The organism is Taibaiella helva (assembly GCF_003545695.1).
GTDB classification, from domain to species: Bacteria; Bacteroidota; Bacteroidia; order Chitinophagales; family Chitinophagaceae; genus Taibaiella; species Taibaiella helva.
The window spans coordinates 93,802-114,558 of sequence record NZ_QUZZ01000009.1 but is presented as its reverse complement, the minus strand read 5'-3'; the positions used below and the strand labels follow the sequence as shown (position 1 = coordinate 114,558).

The following is a 20,757-nucleotide window of genomic DNA, read 5'->3' as shown; positions in this document are numbered from 1 at the left end:
ATTTACCTTTTAAAAGAAAGCACGGCATTGACAATGAAATCCAATTGCTCGTCTGTTAATTCCGTATGTATAGGCAGCGATATTACCTGGCTGCACAGCATTTCCGATACGGGAAAATCGCCGGGACCGAAGGCCTTCGTTTTAAAAGCTTGCTGCAAATGTAAAGCAATAGGATAATATACCATTGCCGGCACCTTCTGCGCCTCCAGATGCGCTTTCAGTTTATCCCGGTCAGCAGGGTCGGTGAGCCTGAGGGTATACTGGTGAAAAACATGCGTAGAGTTATGTTGCCTGGCGGGGATGCTGATCCAATCCAACTGACCCAAGGCCTTGTCATAGTATGCTGCAGCAGTATTCCGGGCGCGGGCATAGCTGTCGAGATGCTTCAGCTTAATATCCAGGATAACGGCTTGTATCGTATCCAGGCGCGAGTTGACCCCAACGACCTCATGATGATATTTAACGGCTTGCCCGTGATTGGCAATCATTTTTATTTTCTGAAACAGATCGCTGTCGTTGGTAAACAAGGCGCCGCCATCGCCATAGCATCCCAGGTTTTTGGACGGGAAAAAGGATGTACATCCGATATCGCCCATGGTACCGGCCTTTTTCACCGTTCCGTCGGAGAAGGTATAATCGGCGCCAATGGCCTGAGCCGTATCTTCAATTACAAAAATATTGTGTTTCCGCGCTACGGCCAGAATTGGCTCCATATCGGCACACTGCCCGAACAGGTGTACCGGCACCACAGCTTTGGTTCGCGGCGTTATGGCTTTTTCAAAGAGCTCCGCTGTAAGGTTGAACGTAACCGGATCAACTTCGGTCATGACAGGCTTCAACTGAAGCAGGGCAATGACCTCGGCTGTGGCCACATAGGTAAAGCAGGGCACTATTACCTCGTCGCCGGGCTGAAGCCCAAGGGCCATCAGTGCAATTTGCAAAGCATCTGTTCCATTAGCGCAGGGGATTACATGCTTTACGCCAAGATACTGTTCCAGGTTATCGGAGAATTGCTTTACCTGCGGTCCGTTAATGAATGCGGTAGAATCGATCACCTGCAGCACTGCGGTATCTATTTCTTCTTTAATATGCTGGTATTGACCTCTCAGATCAACCATTTGTAAGTTCATAGTCTATATTTATACGTTTTAATGATTATAGCCGGGCATCGATCAGAGCTCTGTCCAGGCAGGCCTTGGTGTCGAAGATCACGGTATCGTTCCCGTTCCGGATGCTGGCATAATCCAGCCGGATAAACTCATTGTGGGCTACGGCCAGGACGATAGCATCGTAAGCGCCGCCAAGTCCGTCCGTCAGGGTAATGCCGTATTCTTCCGCTACTTCATGCTTATTGGCATGGGGATCGAACACCTCAACATTAAGCCCGAATTGCTTCAGTTCGTTATAAATGTCAATTACCCTGGAGTTACGGATGTCGGGACAATTCTCCTTGAAAGTAATCCCCAGGATCAGGGCGCGGGCACCGGCGATCTTGTGCCCTTTTTTGATCATCAGCTTAATGACCTTATTGGCCACGAACATACCCATATTGTCATTTACTCTCCGACCGGAAAGGATCACCTGCGGATGGTAGCCCAGGGACTCGGCTTTATGTGCCAGGTAGTAGGGATCGACGCCAATACAATGGCCGCCGACCAGGCCGGGCTTATACTTGAGGAAATTCCACTTGGTACCTGCCGCTTCGATCACGTCGGTAGTATCGATACCGATACGGTCGAAAATAAGCGAAAGCTCATTGACAAAAGAGATGTTCACATCGCGTTGTGCATTCTCGATCGCTTTGGAAGCTTCGGCCACTTTAAGGCTGGGCGCCTTATGAGTACCGGCAGTGATAATAGAGGAATAGAGATTGTCCACAACATCGGCAATCTCGGGAGTAGAGCCGGAGGTTACTTTCTTGATCTTGGTCAGCGTATTGACCTTATCGCCGGGATTGATCCTTTCGGGAGAATAACCGCAGAAGAAATCGGTATTGAACTTCAGCCCGGAAAAGCGCTCCAGGACCGGAACACAATCTTCTTCGGTACAGCCGGGATAAACAGTAGATTCGTAAATAACGATATCTCCTTTCTTCAGTACCTTGCCCAGCATTTCGGAAGCCTTGATCAGCGGCGTGAGGTCGGGAGCCTTGAACTGGTCGATAGGCGTGGGCACGGTTACGATATACACGTTATAGTTCCTCAGCTCTTCCACGTCAAAGGAAAACGTAAGCCCTCTATCCTCGCTTACCTGCGCCGTAACCTGTTTCAGGTCTTCAATATTGGCCTCCAGGGTGCTGTCTTCACCTTTGGCAAGCTCTTCGATGCGGTTTTGCTTGATATCAAAGCCCAGCACTTTATACTTCTTACCAAATTCAATAGCAAGGGGCAAGCCTACGTAACCTAGACCGATAACGGCAATTTTGCTAGTCATAAAAACGCTTTCTGCTTTTATTTTGTTTATGAAAAAGAACAATGGCCGGCGTCTCCGCCTTCAGCCATTCAGTTCAGGGTATCCACACTATTTAAAAACTTACCGGCATATACCTCGCGTATGCCATCTTCCAGCCTTATGCTTGCTTTCCAGCCCAGGCTGCTCAGCTTCGACACATCCATCAGCTTCCGGGGCGTACCATCGGGCCTGCTGCTGTCCCATACGATATTGCCTTCATAACCTACAATATTCCTAATCATCTCCGCCAGGTCCCTGATCGGGATGTCTTCGCCCACACCGATATTGATCGGGCCGGGTTCATTATAGTGCTGCATCAGGTACACACAGGCATCCGCCATATCGTCGGCATGCAGAAACTCGCGCAACGGAGCGCCGGTGCCCCAAAGCGTCACCTCTGGAATGCCGTGTACACGGGCCTCGTGAAATTTACGCAGCATGGCGGGCAATACATGCGAATTCTGAAGATCATAGTTATCGTTAGGCCCATACAGGTTGGTCGGCATTACCGACACAAAATTACATCCGTACTGGCTTCTGTAAGCGTCACACATTTTGATACCGGCGATCTTGGCTATGGCATAGGGCTCATTGGTAGGCTCCAGCTCACCGGTAAGCAGGTATTCTTCTTTCAGCGGCTGGGGCGCCAGCTTAGGATAGATGCAGGATGACCCCAGAAACATGAGCTTCTTTACCTGGTTGCGGTAAGCCTCATGGATCACATTGTTCTGGATCATCAGGTTATCATAAATAAATTCAGCCCTGTAAGTATTATTGGCTACAATACCACCCACTTTAGCGGCTGCCAGGAAAACATAGCCGGGCTGCTCCGCTTCAAAAAAAGCAGCCACCGCCTGCTGATCGCGCAGATCCAGCTCGGAAGAGGTCTTTAGGACCAGGTTATTAAAACCCCTGGATTCCAGGTTCCGGCGGATAGCGCTACCTACCATTCCCCTGTGACCTGCTATATATATTTTATCTGAAGGTTGCATTGTCATTTTTTAGAGTACCGTACGCTTATTCATACTGACGGAAGATATCGAAGCCTGCTTCTTTCAGTATTTTCTCCTTTCTGAAGATGTCGATGTCGGAAGCCATCATCTCCTTCACCAATTCCGGTAAGGTACATTTAGGCTCCCAGCCCAGCCTGGTTTTGGCTTTTGTCGGATCTCCGATCAGCAGCTCTACTTCCGTGGGCCGGAAATAACGGGGGTCTACGCATACGACTTCCTGCCCGGACACAAAAGCATAGCCGCCTGCCGATTCTCTGATATAGGCCTTCTCTTCCACACCTTCTCCTCTGAATTCGAGCGTTACACCCACTTCGGCAAAAGCCATACTAATAAAGTCGCGTACAGTGGTCGTAATGCCTGTTGCAATGACGTAATCTTCGGGCTTGTCCTGCTGCAGGATGAGCCACATGGCTTCTACATAATCACGGGCATGTCCCCAATCTCTTTTGGCATCGAGATTACCGATATACAGCTTATCCTGCAGTCCCAGCGCCATTTGCGCTACCGCCCTGGTAATTTTACGGGTAACGAAGGTTTCACCTCGAAGCGGACTTTCGTGGTTAAACAATATACCATTACAGGCATACATATTGTAGGCTTCCCGGTAGTTAACCGTGATCCAGTATCCATACAGCTTAGCAACCGCGTACGGCGACCTCGGATAAAAAGGCGTGGTTTCGCTCTGCGGTATGGCTTGTACCAGGCCATACAGCTCTGATGTAGAGGCCTGGTATATCCTGGTTTTTTCGGTCAGCCTCAGCAGCCGCACGGCTTCCAGTATACGCAATGTACCGATGCCATCGGCATTGGCCGTATATTCCGGGGTATCAAAGCTCACCTTTACATGGCTCATGGCCCCCAAGTTATAAATTTCGTCAGGCTGTACCTCCTGGATAATACGGATCAGGTTGGTGCTGTCGCCAAGATCTCCATAGTGGAGAACCAGATGCCGGTTGTTTACATGAGGGTCTTCGTACAAATGGTCGATGCGATCTGTATTCAGAAGGGAGCTTCTCCTTTTGATCCCATGGACGATATATCCTTTATTGAGGAGGAACTCGGCCAGATAAGCGCCATCCTGTCCTGTAATACCTGTTATTAATGCTACTTTTGACGACATTTAGTTGAATTGGCTTAAGAGAAGGTTCATTAATTGGTTCGGATCAGGCGTTTATTATTTTAGGGTATAGCTTTCCCCCTTTGCAAGTGCCGTGACAATAAATACGCGACTATTTTGGGGTTGCGGCTATTTTATTTTAACTTTTCATAATACTCTTATACCAATTTCTGGCGATTAGAATTACAATGGCGAGCAATGTGCACAGGATAGCACCTACAGTCGCGAGCATCACTCCAGATGGCTTTATCACATTCAACGGATAAACAGGCCCATCTAAAAGCTGTATCAGCGGCGTCTCCTGCGCGAGCGCCATACGCCTGGTTTCAAGGTTCTTGGAAAGCTCGACATACATAGCCGACATAGCATCCACATCAATCCTCTTCCGGGACGGTGTTACCTGCAATGTTGCCTTTCCCGGGTTAGCATAAGGAATATCTTCAACAGAAGAAGCGACCTGGTACATGTTTGTGCTCAACATCATACGAGCACTGTCGACCTTTCTCTCCAATAGCTTTACCTCTACAGTTGTTTTTTCTGTTTTGGTTTTAATATAATACTGGTTTACATTATTCACCAGCGTTTCTGTAAACAGCTTAGAGAATTGCTCATCCTTCGATTTAAAAGAAACAGTTATGAGATTTTCGGCTTTGCTTGTTTCGGTTACCTCCAGGTACTTTGGTTTCCTAAGCATATTTATGCAGGAAAGGACAAGACTAGTCTGTTCTTTAGAAAGACTATCCAAAGTTTTCCCCTCCTGAAAGTGGATATTTTTGAGTTGGGGATCTTTGTTTATTTCCTTCCTTATACCGCTTTCATCCAGAAAAATGTCAATCAGCAATCTTTGACGCCCGTTGTAAGTTACAGGAGTAATCAAGGTTTGGTATAGCATCATCCGGCTTTTATACAGCCAGACAATATTCTGGGTCGAGGAAAAAAGACCGGCGGAAGCGTCTGAGCCCATTCCCAGCAGGGCCAGGCCACTGAAGGCACCGCCACCTGACCGTCCTTCATCCAGGACAAATGTGCTTTCGGCCTGAAAAAGGGGCGTTTTGCTTCTGGCATAAACGTAGCCGGCTACGCCACCGATTATAAAAAGGACAAGTATGATCTTCCATTGAGATCTGATATATACGATCTGCTTTCGCAGGATCAGCAGCAGTTCTTTTATTGAAATCTCCTCATTTTGTTTTACTTGCTGGTTAGCTTGCATGGAGAGTCACTTTAACAGGTTTAACAGATAAATACCATAGCCGCTTTTTTTAAGCGATTCTCCCAATAGGGCCAATTGCTCTTTATTGATCAGGCCCATGCGATAGGCGATTTCTTCAGGGCAGCCAATCTTTAACCCCTGCCGGTTTTCAATAACCTGGACAAACTGGCTGGCCTGCATCAGCGAATCATGTGTACCGGTATCCAGCCAGGCTACGCCTCTACCCAATACGCCCACCTTTAATTTACCTTGCTCCAGATAATACTTGTTGACGTCAGTAATCTCGTATTCGCCACGCGGGGAAGGCTTTATGTTTCGTGCTACTTCAAGTACCGAGTTGTCATAAAAATATAACCCAGGTACGGCATAATCGGATTTGGGCTGCTTTGGCTTCTCCTCGATAGATATTGCATTAAATTCTTCGTCAAACGCAACAACACCATATCGTTCCGGATCGCTGACACGATAAGCAAAGATCACGCCACCCTCAGGATCGCTGTTCTCCTGCAATAACCGGGCCAAACCACTTCCGTAAAAAATATTATCGCCCAGAATCAGGGCTACCTTATCTGTTCCTATAAAGGGTGCGCCAAGTACAAACGCCTGCGCTAATCCGTTGGGCTCTTCCTGGATCACATATTCAAAGCGGCAGCCCCACTGGCTTCCGTCACCCAATAGCCTGATGAAGCCCGCCTGATCTTCCCGGGTAGTAATGATCAGGATCTCGCTGATCCCTGCCATCATCAATACCGATACCGGATAATAGATCATGGGCTTATCGTATATAGGCATCAGCTGTTTGCTGATACCCATAGTGATAGGGTACAATCTTGTTCCGGAACCACCCGCCAGCACAATACCTTTCGTCATAAACTATTTTAATAATTCAGGCTTTTCTTTTTCAAGTCTTTCGTACACCGCTTTGACTTCCTGAGCCAGATGACGTGGCAATACCAGTATTGCATCGTCTGTCTCAACCAATATCGTACTCTCCATTCCTATAAACTCCACATGCTTACTGGACCCCAGCACAAGGTTCTTTCCTTCGGCATTGCTCCCGCTCTTATCGAGATAATCCCATAAGGCGTCAAATGACCCAAGATCGTTCCACTCAAACCGGAAGGGGATCACTTTAATAATCTTCGAATGCTCCATGACGGCGTAGTCTACGCTTATGGCAGGAATTTCCATGGTTTCCTTTACCGGCAGAAATCCGTCATCCGATTTTTCAATAGCCTTCCTGGCTGCTTCAAATACAGCAGGAGCATACTTTTTCAGCTCATCGAGATAAACCGATGCCTTGAAGCAGAACATACCGCTATTCCAGAGATACTTCCCGCTGGACACATAAGTCATGGCCGTTTCCAGGCTTGGCTTTTCCTTAAAGGCCGTTACATCGTATGATTCGTTGTACTCGATGTAACCATAACCTGTTTCCGGTTGTTGTGGTATGGCGCCAAAAGTAACGATATGACCCCGCTTCGCCAATGCTATAGCTTGCTTCATTGTTTCTTCATACAGCTCGCTTCCCGAAATGATATGATCGGAAGGTGTTACCAGCAATATATCTTCAGGTTGCGCAGTAAAGGCGGCAAAAGCAATGGATGCAGCTGTATTTCGGGGCGCAGCCTCTATGATTTCGCTATAACCGCCGATCCCGGCAAGCGCAAACTCCTGCCTGGAAAGCTCGTAGTTATCCACACTTCCGATAACCTGAATTTGGTCAACCAGTTTATGGTTGCGCAAGGCACACATTCTGAATAGCGTATTTTCGTTTTCGAAAATAGATATATATTGCTTGGGCCTGGATTTCCTGGATAAAGGCCATAGCCTGCTTCCCACTCCTCCCGATAGTATAACGTTAACTACTGACATGCTTCAGGTTTTGCATTCCCACAACGGAACGCCTGGCATTATGACTTAAAAAATGGCAATTGCAAATCTTTTTCCGACAATATCCTTTGCTCCGGAGGAATTCTCCAATCAATATTGAGCGTAGGATCGTCAAACCGGATTCCGCCTTCAGCTGTCCTGGAATAACTATTATCACATTTATAAAGCAATACTGCTTGCTCGCTCAAAACAGAAAATCCGTGGGCAAAGCCTCTGGGCACATATAACTGGCGATGATTGTCGGCTGAAAGCTCTTCCGCGATCCATTGTCCATAGGTTTCTGAACCTTTACGCAGGTCTACCGCTACATCCAACACCTTGCCCCGGAGGACACGAACCAGCTTAGCCTGTTCGTAAGGGCCATGTTGAAAGTGCAGGCCTCTGATTACGCCGTAACCGGATGAAGACTGATTGTCCTGTACAAACCGTCCATTTTGGCCGGTCAGCTCCTCAAATCGGGCTTCATTAAAGCTTTCAAAAAAATATCCTCTGTTATCGTCAAAAATTCTCGGCTCGATAATAAAACAGCCTGACAATTTAGTTTCAATAATATTCATAACTCAGTATTGAAGTGATGCTCCAGGGTATCACTTCCTTTATTTATTGTCGAGATCGACCCGGGCATAGTCATCATCCAGCCTGATAATATCATCCTCTCCAAAGTAAGTGCCCAATTGCACTTCAATAATGACCAGGGGTTCCTGTTCCTCATTGGCCACACGGTGTTTGGCCATGACTTCAATCTTCACAACTTCGCCCGGACCATGTTTCTTCTGCTCCCCTTCAATAGTCACGGTGGCGATTCCGGATATAATGGTCCACACTTCCGACCGATGGTGGTGGTATTGATAGCTGAGCCGGCCTCCCGGCTTTACTTCAATCCGCTTTACCTTATGAGAGTCCTTGTCTTCCAGAACCCAGTACTCACCCCAAGGGCGTACATCATGTTCCATTGGTTTGAAATATTAGCTTATTGAATATTGGTCCAAATAGTATTTCTGGTAAGCGCCGCTGGTCACTTGCTCCAGCCATTCTTCATGGGCCAGGTACCAATCAACGGTCCTCTCCAGCCCTTCTTCAAATTGAAGACTGGGCGCCCAGCCCAACTCGCGTTGCAGCTTGGTAGCATCAATGGCATAACGCAGATCATGACCTGCTCGGTCGGTCACAAAAGTGATCAGTTGGGCCGAGGTTCCAGGCTCCCTTCCCAATTTTCTGTCCATGATACTGCAAAGCAGCCGGATCAGATCGATATTCTTCCACTCGTTGTGTCCTCCAATATTGTAGGTGACGCCAGCCTGCGCTTTATGAAAAATAAGATCAATCGCTTTTGCATGGTCCTCTACCCAAAGCCAGTCTCTTATATTCTCCCCTTTACCATATACTGGTATCGGCTTATTGTGCTTAATATTGTTGATCGCGAGCGGGATCAGCTTCTCGGGAAAATGAAAGGGGCCATAGTTATTGGAGCAGTTGGAAATTACAGTATTCATGCCGTAAGTATCCCTGTAGGCCCTTACGAAATGATCGGAACTGGCTTTAGATGCCGAATACGGACTATGGGGATCATAGCGGGTCTCTTCGGTAAACATACCATCTGAACCCAACGCACCATATACTTCATCTGTTGAAACATGGTAGAACCGGTATTTATCGTAATCTTCTTTCCAACAGGTCCTGGCTGCATTGAGCAGGTTAACCGTGCCCACAACATTTGTCATTACAAATTCAATGGGGCTGTTGATAGACCGGTCAACATGAGACTCCGCCGCCAAGTGGATAACGGCATCGGGCTTTTGTTCGGAAAACAAACGATCTATAAATGCGGCATCTACAATATCGCCTTTAATGAATCTGTAATTCTCTTTCCCTTCGATATCCTTAAGATTAGCCAGATTACCTGCATAAGTCAGTTTGTCAAGATTGACAATATTATATTGAGGATAGTGATTGACAAAGTGCCGCACTACATGCGAACCAATGAAACCAGCGCCACCGGTAATTACAATCGTCTTTTCGGCATTCATAGCTAAATCAATTCTGGTCGCAGGCAATATTTGGCAAATAAAAAATCTCTATATACACAATAAGCTCGCAAAGGTACATAAACAGCTTAACAACTTAGCAAGCCTTATCCCAAACCCAAACCATCGAACTTATTTGTTTGAATTGACGAGCGCTACTACAAGCGCAGCCACTGAGGCTACACTGGCCGATAGCCCTACCCAAGTTTGTACCAATGCAGTTCCATCCCTCTCTTTGTGTGGCTTGCGCTTGGGCACAAAAATTTCAGCACCGGGTTCAATATTGGGATAATTCCTGAAAAACAGGAACCGGCGTGTGCCCTTGCTGGCACCATTGGCATAAACAACATAGGCATGCTTTTTCAGAGCATCCTCTGTATACCCTCCGCTACGCATGACATATTCGTTCAGACTCTGCCCGGAAGCATAAACAGTTGTTTTTGGTGAATATACCTCACCCGTTACCTTCACCGTCTGCAACTCACGCGGTACATTCAGCACATCTCCATTTAACAGGATCAGATCTTTTCGGCTTCGCGGATTTTTCAGTACATAACTCAGGTCGATATCTACAAAATCATTACGCTTGGTAGGGTTAGAAAGATTCACCGCCGACTTTCCGTCTGTCGCTTCAATTTGCTTTTCCGTGAACTGCTGTATTTTCAGGTCCTGCTTCTCTGCATCTGAAGCTGTGGCAATATAATCGCCTCTCCTCAGCGAAGCACCGTTAAGGTAAGCATAGGCTGTGAAGCCCTTTGCCCTGGCAATCAGGTCGGATATCCTGTCATTTTTCGTCAGCATAGCATAAGTTCCGGGATACATCACTTCGCCTTCAATTGTCACCATTTGTGGCTGCACATAACCCGGCAGAGAGAAAATGGAAACAGCATCAAAGGGCTCCAGCTTAAACTTCGACTCGGCAAGCTTAAGATCCTTATCTATAACCACTTTGATAATATTGGCAAGCTTGGCATCCTTAGCCTTACGATCACTGTCTTTAACCCGTCGGGCAATTTCGACTTCCACCATATTGGCTCCATCAGCAAAGCCTCCCGCATTAAGGATCAGATCTTCTACCGTCATGCCGTTAAAATAAGGGAAGGTACCACCGGCCCGTACCTTTCCTGCGATATTTACGGTATAAGCATCTGTATAGTCAAATATAGAAGAGATGTGGATCACGTCTTCCCGCATCAGCAGGATATCTTCCGCCGTTCCCTCTACAATGGCCTTCACATAAAACGGAATGACTTCGGAGCTGTTATCTTCTTTAAGCCGGGTAATATAACCCCTTTCCAGATAGGCATCTTCTTTCAAGCCATCGGCCTTTGCGATCAGCTCTTTTAATGTAAGGCCGTCTGTAAGTTCGTAGTCACCGGGACGATATACTGCCCCCGCTATCGAGATCCGGTTCTCATATTTATTTAAAATTCGGGAAACAACATATTTATCGCCTTTCAACGGGATATAATTATCAAAGTCCTTTTGATCGATATCCCTCAATCTTTGCTGCTTTTCGGTGAGCTGAACGGCCTTAATGCTGAATTTATAAGCGTAATCGGTAAATCCGCCGGCAAACCGGATCACGTCTCTCAGCGCCTCTCCGGGCATGACTTCAAAGTAGGCCGGTCGTTTCACTTCTCCTTCCATGCTCACCCGCACGCGATATTCCGGAACCCTGATGATATCGCCGTCATGAAGCTGGATATTGCTCCGGAGATCGCCGTTCAGCAGGTATTCGTACATATCGATCTGCGCGATCTCCTCACTGTTTCGGATTACCCGTATCCCCCTGAACGTTCCGTCGTTTGTAATCCCGCCCGATTCATACAGCGCGTTAAACACCGTACTCAGCGAACTGATATTATAATCGCCGGGCATCTTTACTTCTCCCAGTAAAGTGACCCTGATCGTTCTTACATTCAATAGTGTGACATCGACATTGGTCCCGTTGTCCACAGCAAAACGATTGGCGCGTAGCTTGGCTTTGATCGTCTCCGTTGCATTTTCGATGGTACGCCCGCCTACAAATACTTTTCCGAATTCTCTCAATGAGATGGAACCATCGGGGCTGACAGTAGGATCAAAGCTGGTTACGGAGTTCCCGGTCACAGAGATCTGAAGCTTATCACCAGGGCCCAGGATATAATTCTGGGGTACAGGCCTGTTCGCATCGGGCACGAAAGAAGAAGAAGGGTTATTGAAGATTTCATTTCCAAAAATGGGCAGACCCGCCTCAGGCTTAATTCCCTCTGCTACCTTTCTCCTTTTCTCAATATCGGTTTCTTTTTCCCCTGTTTCCTGCTGCTTATCCTGTTTCGCCTGCTGGTCGTCTTGGTTTTTATTCTGCTCAGAGTTGTCCGCCTTTTGGTTAAGTATCTCCTTCACCTGTTCAGGGGTTGCTGTGGCGGGATCAACCGTAGGTATCTGACGTGTTGGTGTTTGCTTCGGAACCGGTTGCTGGGCATAGCCGGTAACAGCACATCCCAATAGCAGCAACAATGCAGGCAATATTTTAAATATGTAGATCCTGGGTGCTTTAATTTGCATGATAACAGAATGATCAAGAGTACTTTTTAAAAATCCGGTACCAACTGGAAGCCGTCTTCCGGCGGGTGGGCAAAATTAATGTTCTTTTCCGGTATCCTGGCCATGCTTGAGCCCCGGTGCCCGGATCAAGGGAAAATTAATATAAATTTCGCATTTACCTAAATGCCATACCATAAATCCTGGATTATCCCTGGTTTCCAACACCAATACATTGATACACAAAACCTTGTGCTTCCAGCTCTTTTGCATTATAAATATTCCGGCCATCAAGGATGAGCGGCCTGCGCATCAGCGCTTTCACCCGTTCCCAATCGGGCAGACGGAACTCCCGCCATTCAGTAAGCAGCATCAGGGCGTCGGCATCTTCCAGCGCTGTATATTCATCTTCCGTATAAGTGACGGGCTGATCAATATGCCGACCGGCTTCTTTCATGGCCACCGGATCATAAGCCCTCACCTCGGCGCCCGCCCGCACCAGCGCATGGATCGTCTCAATAGAGGGCGCCTCCCGCATATCATCTGTCTGCGGCTTAAACGACAATCCCCATACTGCGATCCGCTTGCCGGTAAGATCTGTTCCCAATATGCGGCACAATTTCCGGAAAAGAACCAGCTTTTGCTTTTCATTGATCTCCTCTACGATTTCCAGCATTTTTAACGGATGCCCATGCTGCTCCCCGGTCCTCATCAGCGCCTTAACATCTTTGGGGAAACAGGAACCGCCATAACCGATGCCGGCGTAAAGAAATTTGTTGCCGATGCGCGGATCGCTGCCGATACCGCTACGCACCTGGTTAATGTCGGCGCCCAGTATTTCGCAAAGGTTGGCAATGTCGTTCATAAAGCTGATACGGGTAGCCAGCATCGCATTAGCAGCGTACTTTGTCATCTCAGCAGAAGGAATATCCATAAATATGATCCTGAAGCCATTTAAAAGAAATGGTTTATATATCTGCTCCATTACTTTGGCGGCCCGGTCGCTTTCCACGCCGATCACGATGCGATCGGGGCTCATAAAGTCGTTGATCGCAGCGCCTTCCTTAAGAAATTCGGGATTAGAGGCCACATCGAAAGGGACCTGGCGTCCGTGCCGGGCCATAGAGGCGCTGATCGCTTCTTTAACTTTGACTGAAGAGCCGACCGGAACCGTACTTTTCGTAACGATTACCGCATAATCCTCCAGATGCTCCCCTATTTGCTCGGCCACGGCAATAACGTATTTGAGGTCTGCGCTGCCATCTTCCCCTTCCGGTGTACCCACAGCAATAAAGATCGCGTCTGCTTCGCGGATGCCGGACGCAATATCCGTGCCAAAGCTCAGCCTTCCCTTCTGTGCGTTGCGATGCACGATCTCCTCCAGGCCTGGCTCATATATGGGCAAAATTCCAGCCTGCAGGTTTCTGATCTTCTGCTGGTCGATATCAATACATACCACTTCGGCGCCCACATCACTAAGGCAGGCTCCTGTAACCAAACCGACATAGCCTGTTCCGACAACAATTATTTTCATGCTTTTGAAAAACCGGGATTAATGCGAAAGACGAGGGTCAGGCTTTGACTGCCTTATTCCTTAAACCATCCAACCTGCGCTCATTAAAATATACAGCGCAATAGAGCAGGATATAAAGGAGTATGATCCAAAGCAAGCCTGCCGGACTATTGCGCAACAAAACTACAAAGAAAGCAGCAACCGCCTGGGCCGGGAGCATAAGGGCCGCCGGACGATATCCCTTTCCTTTCGCCCTGTTTCGGAAGAGCAGCTGATGGAGGTGGTAATCGTCAGAATGGAACGGGGAAATACGGTCGTAAAACAGCTTTCGCAGCGTAGAGAACAAGACTTCCCAGAAGGGGTAGATCAGCACCGCCGGCAATAGCAAGGCAGATACCGAGCCGGCATGCTGCTGCACCATAACGATAGCGATCGTTGCGATCATAAAGCCCAGCAGGTAAGCACCGCCATCGCCCAGGAATATTCTTCCTCCCGGAAAATTGTAGATCAGGAAAGCCAGTACCGCTACAGCCAGTATCAGACATATGTACATCAACGAGCCATTGCGTTGGGTGAATGCCAGGGCGGCCAGTGCAAGCAGGCTGATGAGCGCCGTACCGGAAGCCAGGCCATTTTGACCATCGATGAAGTTGACCCCGTTAATAATGGCAATAATGAAGAAAACACTGGCCAGAACGCCAAGCGCCATGGGCACCTGCCCCAACGGCCATTCAGTCAGCACCACATCCGGGATCATGATCAGGGCCATTACAGAGGAGAGGCACATGATGGCCAGCCGCTGCTCGGGGCTAACCTTGCCGGAGTAATCTTCCAGGAAACCCGCTACAAAAGCAGGAATAGAAGCCAGCATGAAATAGCCGCCCAGGGTATCGTTCAGCATGAACATCGAGGAAAGAAAAATACCCAGGCCACCGATGCGGGGCGTCGGCATAGCATGCATTTTCTGCACTTTATCGTGCTCGTCCATAAAAATTCCTTTCCGGTGGGTCAGTTCGATCACCAGGTAATGGACCAGCAGGGACAAGGCAAAAGCAATCAGAATGTAAAAGTACTGTACTTCATGTAACATGGGTTATGCATTACCGTTTCCTAACGTTGAAAACGGAATTATAGTATGTTTGGTTGTCGGTTTTTTTCAAAGGCTATTTTTACAGGGAAGCACAAGACCACAGCCCTGTGCTTCTATTGGTTTTCAGCTTTTTGCCTCATACGGCGGCGGGCTGATGCAGTATGTCAAGAAATTCGCTGGAGGCAGCCTCCATGCGGTTCACGTTTTTATTGATCTGGGCATTCAGGTAATTATGTGCCACATAGGCCAGCAGGCCAATAATGAGTCCTACAGCGGAGGTCACCATTTTGGTGTAGATACCGCCGGCAATCGTACCGATCTCGAAGGTATTGGTATGCTGGATATTGGAAAACAGCACGATCATACCGGCGATGGTGCCCAGGAAGCCGAACATCGGCGCAATGCCAGCGATGGTCGACAGTATACCCAGGTTCTTTTCCATCTGGTACACTTCCAGCTTGCCGGCGCTCTCCATCGACTTTTCGATATGGTCCATCGGCTTGCCGATACGGCTTATGCCTTTGCTGATCACCCTGGGCAAAGAGCCTTCATAATTTTTACACAACGACTGCGCCCCCTGTATGCTGCCTTCCGTGATCTTCTCCCGGATGCGGTGCATAAAGTCGGCAGGCGCTTTGCCCGCTTTGCGAATGGCAATGAACCGCTCTACAAAGATATAAACGGCCAGTATGCTGCACAATGCCAGCGGAATCATCAGCACGCCGCCTTCTTTCAAAAGGAACCACAGGGAAAGTTGTTCGGGAGCCTGGGCAGCAGGCTGGATCACAGGCGCCAGCGAGTCGGTGGCAGTTTGCAGAAAAAGCATCCGGGACATCAAATCGATACAGGTTTTAGTCTATTGGGGCAAATATACAAAAGCAAATATTAAAACCCTGCCGGACGATCCCTGCAGGGTTTTAAAGAAGCGTTATTTTATCAGATTAGCCGATGCTCACAAGCTCGATCTCGAACACCAGGTCCTTGCCGGCCAGGGGATGGTTGGCATCCAGCACCACGCTCTCCTCTTTCACTTCGGCCACTACAACAGGGAAATGGCGGCCCTGGTTATCGCTGAGGTGCAGCTGGGCGCCTACTTCCGGTTTTATATCCGGGGGGAACTCTGTTTTGGGGAATTCGATGAAATTTTCATCCATAGCGGGCCCGTAGGCCTCATCTACAGGGATATTAACAGTCTTCTTATCGCCTACCTTCATATCGATAAGCGCATCGTCGAAGCCTTTGATCACTTGTCCTTCGCCTACAGTAAACTGCAGCGGAGCCCGTCCTTCCGAACTGTCAAAGGTAGTTCCGTCTGTTAATCTTCCATGGTAATGCACATTTACGGTATCACCCGCTTTTACTGTCGACATAAAATCCTTTTTTGAGGGAATTAAAAATTATAAGAGCCTGCAATTTACCCTTTCTCACCGAGAAAGACAAAAGAAGGCTATATGTTACACCCGTACAAGGCTGCAAAGTGGGTAAATCAAGGCTTTTGCGTGTCAATTAAATTTTTGACAATTTGGAAATGTTTGTTCGGCGTAACACTCTTCAGCCTCCATCAGAGCGAAGCTACCCTGCACGTTGCCCGCAGGTGCCTCAACAGGAGAGGCAATGTGGCAAGCAATAAATGTTTCTTCATGGTAAGAGATGCATTAGGTGACATGATTAATGGCTGATGACCAATTTCTGGTAATAGCGCTGCGCTTTGGCCTGCAACACCAGCAGGTAAGTCCCTGTGGTCAGTGTACCCAGATCAAGGCTGAGGTCGGTTTTCCCCGCAAGTAACTGAGTTCTATACAGTATCCTGCCGCTCAAGTCGGCTACCTGCAGGTCCAGCGTCGCTTTCAGCGGCTCGGGTACCGAGAGCCGAAAGGTTCCGGAGGAAGGGTTGGGAAATACAGAAATATGGTATTGTGACGCCGCCAGCCGGGGAATGCTCAACGGGACAATAACGGTGTCGCAGGCTGCTGAAGTCATTTTAATGTTTACACCGGTATCTTTATAGCAACGAAAGGTCCCAGTGGGGAAGCCGATCACTTTGTAATAGTCGGGATTCTGTAGTGCCTTTTCCGGGAAAAAACTTCCTGCCCCCTTCCAATTACCACCAATCTTTTCGGTGTATTTGCCAATATTTTTCCATTTGTATCCGGGTGCCTCGTCTTCAAAATACTGGCCCACACCCCAATTAAGAGATAGCTTGCCGCTATCAACTATAGTATGGTTGTAGTAAGATCGCAATTGCTCACCGCCGTAATTCTCCAGCTTTATCGAATCAATAATAATACAGAACCCAGGACCAATATCCGAAGGATTTGAAGCGTTCAATGACGAATTGGGCTGACGCAGGCAAACAGTATCCCCTACAGCAACATTAAAAACATAGAGTGCTGTAAAATCGCTGATCACTTTGTCGTAAGCGAAGACGGTGTCTTTGGTGTTATACACATAAAAAGTATCCCGTTTACTAATTAAGACAGTATTGGTGGCAGTAGACCTCTGATACCTCGTGGCCGCCAGCATCCGGGCCTGTTTACCCAGTATAGTGGTATCTTTTACCGATTGCATGTGATCAGTCCAGCCCTTGGATCCGGCCACTGTTATTCCTAATTCACACCAATAGTCATAGTTATAACAGTCGCCTCCATACCACCATTCGGCGCCTACCGGCGCAAATGTGCCCTGGGCATAGCTGGTCGGGCGCGCCAACAAGAGCACCAAAACAGCAAATAGTAAATGTTTTTTCATGACAAGAGGATTGATTTAGATGAAGTGATTAACGGCTGATGACCAGCTTTTGGTAATAGCGCTGCGCTTTGGCCTGCAACACCAGCAGGTAAGTCCCTGTGGTCAGTGTGGCCAATTCGAGGCTGAGCCCGGTTTTACCGGCAGCGAGCTGTGAAGAATAGAGAACCTTTCCGCTCAGGTCGGTAACCTGCAGTAACAAGGTCTCTTTCAACGGTTCGGCTACGGTGAGCCGGAAGGTTCCGGAGGAGGGATTGGGGAATACGGAGACCTGGTATGTTGCTTTTGCCAGCTTGGGAAGGCTCAACGGATTGACAACGATAGTGTCGCAGGCCTCTGATACCATCTTGATCGTTGTAGCGGAATCTGTATAGCAGCGCAATGTTCCGCTAGGAAAGCCTATTTGTTTACTATAATCTGAAACGATTCCCATGCTCTCCGGGAAAAAGCTACCTATTTTCAGCCAGTTACCACCTATTTTCTCGGTGTATTTACCGACATACCTAAAATACGGTGCCGTTTGGCTAACATACTGACGCTCCCCCCAGCTAAGCGCTCCAGTCGCATTATCGGCTGTTATGGTGTGATTGTAATACGATATCAGCTGCTCTCCACTATAGTCTTCAGTCTTTATTGAATCGATAATGATACAAAACTCAGGCTCAATGGCTGATGAGCTGGACAATGTAGAATTGGGTTGACGAAGACATAGGGTATCGCCCACCGAAACATTGAAGATATAAAGCGGTGTATACTCAGCGACCACTGCATCGTAGACAAATACCGTATCGGCGGTGTTGTAAATATAAAAGGTATCCCGCTTGCCGATCATGATGCTACTGGAAGCGTACTGCTGATAACGGGTGGCGGTCAGCATCCGGGCTGGCTTATTCAATACTGTGGTGTCTTTCACCGACTGCATGTGATCGGCCCACCATATTCCCGAGTCGCCCCAGGATTCATAGTCAAAGCAGTCGCCTCCATACCACCATTCCGCGCCCACTGGCGCAAATGTGCCCTGGGCATAGCTCCCGGCACGAAAAACAAGAATGAGAAAGACCAAAATAAGTAGCTGTTTTTTCATAGGTGCAGATTTTAGATTTTCGGATGAGGATTTATAGCATAGACGGTATTCCTCATGGAAAATACTAATCATTTAAAGTGCGTTTCCCATTCGTGCAGGAAAATGACATAACCATGACAATTCCGGGAGCGGCAATCGCCCATCATCTCCTGTGGTATACCCGGTCGCCCGACGGAAAGGCAGTATCGTTGCAGCGGACAACCGAATAATAGCGAACCTATTTAGGCAAAATACCTACTTTTGCGCCATGCCAACCATTTCCGAACGCGGCGTGCAGATGCCGCCCTCTCCTATTCGCAAGCTTACGCCTTATGCCGACGCGGCAAAGAAAAAAGGCCTTAAAGTATATCACCTCAATATTGGTCAGCCGGATATCGAAACGCCTCCTTCTATTATCGAAGCAGTGCACCAGGCCAATGTCAGAGTGCTCGAATACAGCCCCAGCCAGGGCTTTGAAAGCTACCGCCAGAAGCTGGCCGGCTACTATGCCAAACGCGGTGTGAACGTAAATGCCAACCAGATCATTGTAACCACGGGTGGTTCCGAAGCCATTTCCTTTGCGCTGATGAGCTGCCTCAATCCCGGCGACGAGGTCATTATACCCGAGCCCTTTTACGCCAACTATAATGGTTTTGCCGTATCGGCCGCCATTAAAGTGGTTCCTATAAACTCAACTATAGAAGAGAATTTTGCCCTGCCGCCCATCGAGGCATTCGAGAAGGCCGTAACGCCGCGCACCAGGGCAATCCTGATCTGTAATCCCAACAACCCTACCGGCTACCTGTACAGTAAAGCCGAGCTGGAAGTGCTGCGTAACATCTGCCTGAAGCACGATCTTTTCCTCTTCAGCGATGAAGCTTACCGCGAGTTCTGCTACGACGGACAGACCCATACTTCGGCTCTTCAGCTGGAAGGGCTGGAGCAGCATGCGGTGCTGATGGATACGATTTCGAAGCGCTACAGCGCCTGCGGCGCCCGTATCGGCGCACTGGTTACCCGCAACGAAGCGGTGCTGACCGCGGTGTTGAAATTTGCACAAGCCCGCCTCAGCCCGCCCACTTTCGAGCAAATACTGGGCGAAGCGGCCTGCGACCTGCCCGATAATTATTTCGATACGGTACTGACCGAATATGCTTCCCGCCGCGACCTGCTGGTGAAAAGACTGCAGGCCATGGACGGCGTGACCTGCCCCAATCCCGGCGGCGCCTTCTACGCTATGGCGAAGCTGCCGGTAGACAGCAGCGAACGTTTTTGTCAATGGCTGCTCGAATCCTTCGAACATGAAGGGGCTACGGTAATGATGGCACCGGCCAGCGGCTTCTATGCCACTCCCGGACTGGGCAAGGATGAAGTACGCCTCGCCTACGTGCTGAACGAAGAAGCGATCAATAAGGCCATGGATTGCCTCGAAGCAGCCCTGAAAGCCTATAGTAATCAATAACTGCGCCGCCCTGCAGCGCCCAAGCAAAGGAATATGGCCCGGAAAAACTGTACCTGGCCGGGCGACGACCCGCTGATGATCCGGTACCACGACGAAGAGTGGGGCGTACCGGTGCACGACGACCGTAAGCTGTTCGAATTCCTGGTGCTGGACGCATTTCAGGCAGGCTTAAGCTGGAAAACAGTGCTTCATAAACGGGAAGCATTTCGCAAGGCCTTTGCTGCCTTCGATTATAAAAAGGTAGCTCGTTTTGATGAAGCCAGGCTGGAAGAACTGATGCAGGATACCGGCATTATACGCAACCGGCTGAAGATTAAAGGAAGCATTACCAATGCACAGATGTTACTGAAAGTGCAGAAGGAATTCAGCTCCTTCGCAGCATATGTGTGGCAGTTCACCGGTGGTAAAACGCTGGACGGCAAGCGGAAAGAGACGGGTGAGATCCCGGCCACCAGCCCGGAGTCGGATGCGATGAGTCTCGACCTGCGCAGCAGGGGATTCAAGTTTGTGGGCAGCACCATTTGTTACGCTTTTATGCAGGCCGCCGGGATGATCAACGACCATTTGACCACCTGTTCCTGCTACCGCCGGCAATAGTTTATGGAATACCGGGAAAAGGTCGTCTTAAAGAAAGCAACCTTTACAAC

19 protein-coding genes are annotated in these 20,757 nt (G+C 48.5%); 2 read left to right on the top strand and 17 right to left on the bottom strand.

The window, feature by feature from the left end:
• Window positions 1-2: 2 nt before the first annotated feature.
• From DZC79_RS15110 to DZC79_RS15025, 17 genes are all read right to left on the bottom strand, one after another.
• Window positions 3-1,130, bottom strand: a complete 1,128-nt coding sequence (locus DZC79_RS15110) for a DegT/DnrJ/EryC1/StrS family aminotransferase (protein WP_118952440.1) — start codon at window positions 1,128-1,130, stop codon at window positions 3-5.
• A gap of 25 nt (window positions 1,131-1,155) precedes the next feature.
• Window positions 1,156-2,433, bottom strand: a complete 1,278-nt coding sequence (locus DZC79_RS15105; protein WP_118952439.1) for a nucleotide sugar dehydrogenase — start codon at window positions 2,431-2,433, stop codon at window positions 1,156-1,158.
• Between the two features lie 68 nt (window positions 2,434-2,501).
• On the bottom strand, window positions 2,502-3,443 hold the full coding sequence (gene fcl, locus DZC79_RS15100) for a GDP-L-fucose synthase (protein ID WP_118952530.1): 942 nt from the start codon (window positions 3,441-3,443) through the stop codon (window positions 2,502-2,504).
• A gap of 25 nt (window positions 3,444-3,468) precedes the next feature.
• Window positions 3,469-4,584, bottom strand: coding sequence for a GDP-mannose 4,6-dehydratase (gene gmd, locus DZC79_RS15095; RefSeq protein WP_118952438.1), 1,116 nt, complete (start codon window positions 4,582-4,584; stop codon window positions 3,469-3,471).
• A 136-nt stretch (window positions 4,585-4,720) separates the two neighbouring features.
• A complete protein-coding gene (locus DZC79_RS15090; RefSeq protein ID WP_118952437.1) occupies window positions 4,721-5,794 on the bottom strand; it encodes a GumC domain-containing protein in 1,074 nt (357 codons plus the stop codon).
• Between the two features lie 6 nt (window positions 5,795-5,800).
• The gene (rfbA, locus tag DZC79_RS15085) at window positions 5,801-6,664 is read right to left on the bottom strand and encodes a glucose-1-phosphate thymidylyltransferase RfbA (protein WP_118952436.1); all 864 of its coding nucleotides are present in this window, start codon (window positions 6,662-6,664) and stop codon (window positions 5,801-5,803) included.
• Window positions 6,665-6,667: 3 nt separating this feature from the next.
• A complete protein-coding gene (locus DZC79_RS15080) occupies window positions 6,668-7,669 on the bottom strand; it encodes a mannose-1-phosphate guanylyltransferase (RefSeq protein WP_118952435.1) in 1,002 nt (333 codons plus the stop codon).
• 38 nt (window positions 7,670-7,707) lie between these two features.
• A complete protein-coding gene (rfbC, locus tag DZC79_RS15075; protein ID WP_118952434.1) occupies window positions 7,708-8,244 on the bottom strand; it encodes a dTDP-4-dehydrorhamnose 3,5-epimerase in 537 nt (178 codons plus the stop codon).
• A gap of 39 nt (window positions 8,245-8,283) precedes the next feature.
• Window positions 8,284-8,640 (bottom strand): phosphomannose isomerase type II C-terminal cupin domain, encoded by a 357-nt coding sequence (locus DZC79_RS15070; protein WP_118952433.1) that lies wholly within the window; start codon window positions 8,638-8,640, stop codon window positions 8,284-8,286.
• 12 nt (window positions 8,641-8,652) lie between these two features.
• Window positions 8,653-9,714 carry a dTDP-glucose 4,6-dehydratase gene (gene rfbB, locus DZC79_RS15065; RefSeq protein ID WP_118952432.1) on the bottom strand — a complete coding sequence of 354 codons (1,062 nt, stop codon included), beginning with the start codon at window positions 9,712-9,714 and terminating at the stop codon, window positions 8,653-8,655.
• Between the two features lie 129 nt (window positions 9,715-9,843).
• Window positions 9,844-12,261: an SLBB domain-containing protein gene (locus tag DZC79_RS15060; RefSeq protein WP_118952431.1), complete on the bottom strand. Its 2,418-nt coding sequence runs from the start codon at window positions 12,259-12,261 to the stop codon at window positions 9,844-9,846.
• A gap of 184 nt (window positions 12,262-12,445) precedes the next feature.
• Complete coding sequence (locus DZC79_RS15055; protein ID WP_118952430.1) at window positions 12,446-13,771, bottom strand: UDP-glucose dehydrogenase family protein; 1,326 nt, start codon at window positions 13,769-13,771, stop codon at window positions 12,446-12,448.
• Window positions 13,772-13,808: 37 nt separating this feature from the next.
• Window positions 13,809-14,840 carry a glycosyltransferase family 4 protein gene (locus DZC79_RS15050; RefSeq protein ID WP_118952429.1) on the bottom strand — a complete coding sequence of 344 codons (1,032 nt, stop codon included), beginning with the start codon at window positions 14,838-14,840 and terminating at the stop codon, window positions 13,809-13,811.
• A 136-nt stretch (window positions 14,841-14,976) separates the two neighbouring features.
• The gene (locus DZC79_RS15045) at window positions 14,977-15,666 is read right to left on the bottom strand and encodes a MotA/TolQ/ExbB proton channel family protein (protein WP_232831841.1); all 690 of its coding nucleotides are present in this window, start codon (window positions 15,664-15,666) and stop codon (window positions 14,977-14,979) included.
• Between the two features lie 115 nt (window positions 15,667-15,781).
• The gene (locus DZC79_RS15040; RefSeq protein ID WP_118952427.1) at window positions 15,782-16,210 is read right to left on the bottom strand and encodes an FKBP-type peptidyl-prolyl cis-trans isomerase; all 429 of its coding nucleotides are present in this window, start codon (window positions 16,208-16,210) and stop codon (window positions 15,782-15,784) included.
• Window positions 16,211-16,508: 298 nt separating this feature from the next.
• Entirely contained in the window at window positions 16,509-17,588 is a 1,080-nt protein-coding gene (locus tag DZC79_RS15030; RefSeq protein WP_118952425.1) for a T9SS type A sorting domain-containing protein, read from the bottom strand.
• 28 nt (window positions 17,589-17,616) lie between these two features.
• Complete coding sequence (locus DZC79_RS15025; protein ID WP_157977176.1) at window positions 17,617-18,669, bottom strand: T9SS type A sorting domain-containing protein; 1,053 nt, start codon at window positions 18,667-18,669, stop codon at window positions 17,617-17,619.
• Between the two features lie 247 nt (window positions 18,670-18,916).
• Between DZC79_RS15025 and DZC79_RS15020 the strand changes: the two genes are divergently transcribed.
• Complete coding sequence (locus tag DZC79_RS15020) at window positions 18,917-20,110, top strand: pyridoxal phosphate-dependent aminotransferase (protein WP_118952423.1); 1,194 nt, start codon at window positions 18,917-18,919, stop codon at window positions 20,108-20,110.
• 33 nt (window positions 20,111-20,143) lie between these two features.
• Window positions 20,144-20,707, top strand: coding sequence for a DNA-3-methyladenine glycosylase I (locus DZC79_RS15015; protein WP_118952422.1), 564 nt, complete (start codon window positions 20,144-20,146; stop codon window positions 20,705-20,707).
• Window positions 20,708-20,757 lie beyond the last annotated feature (50 nt).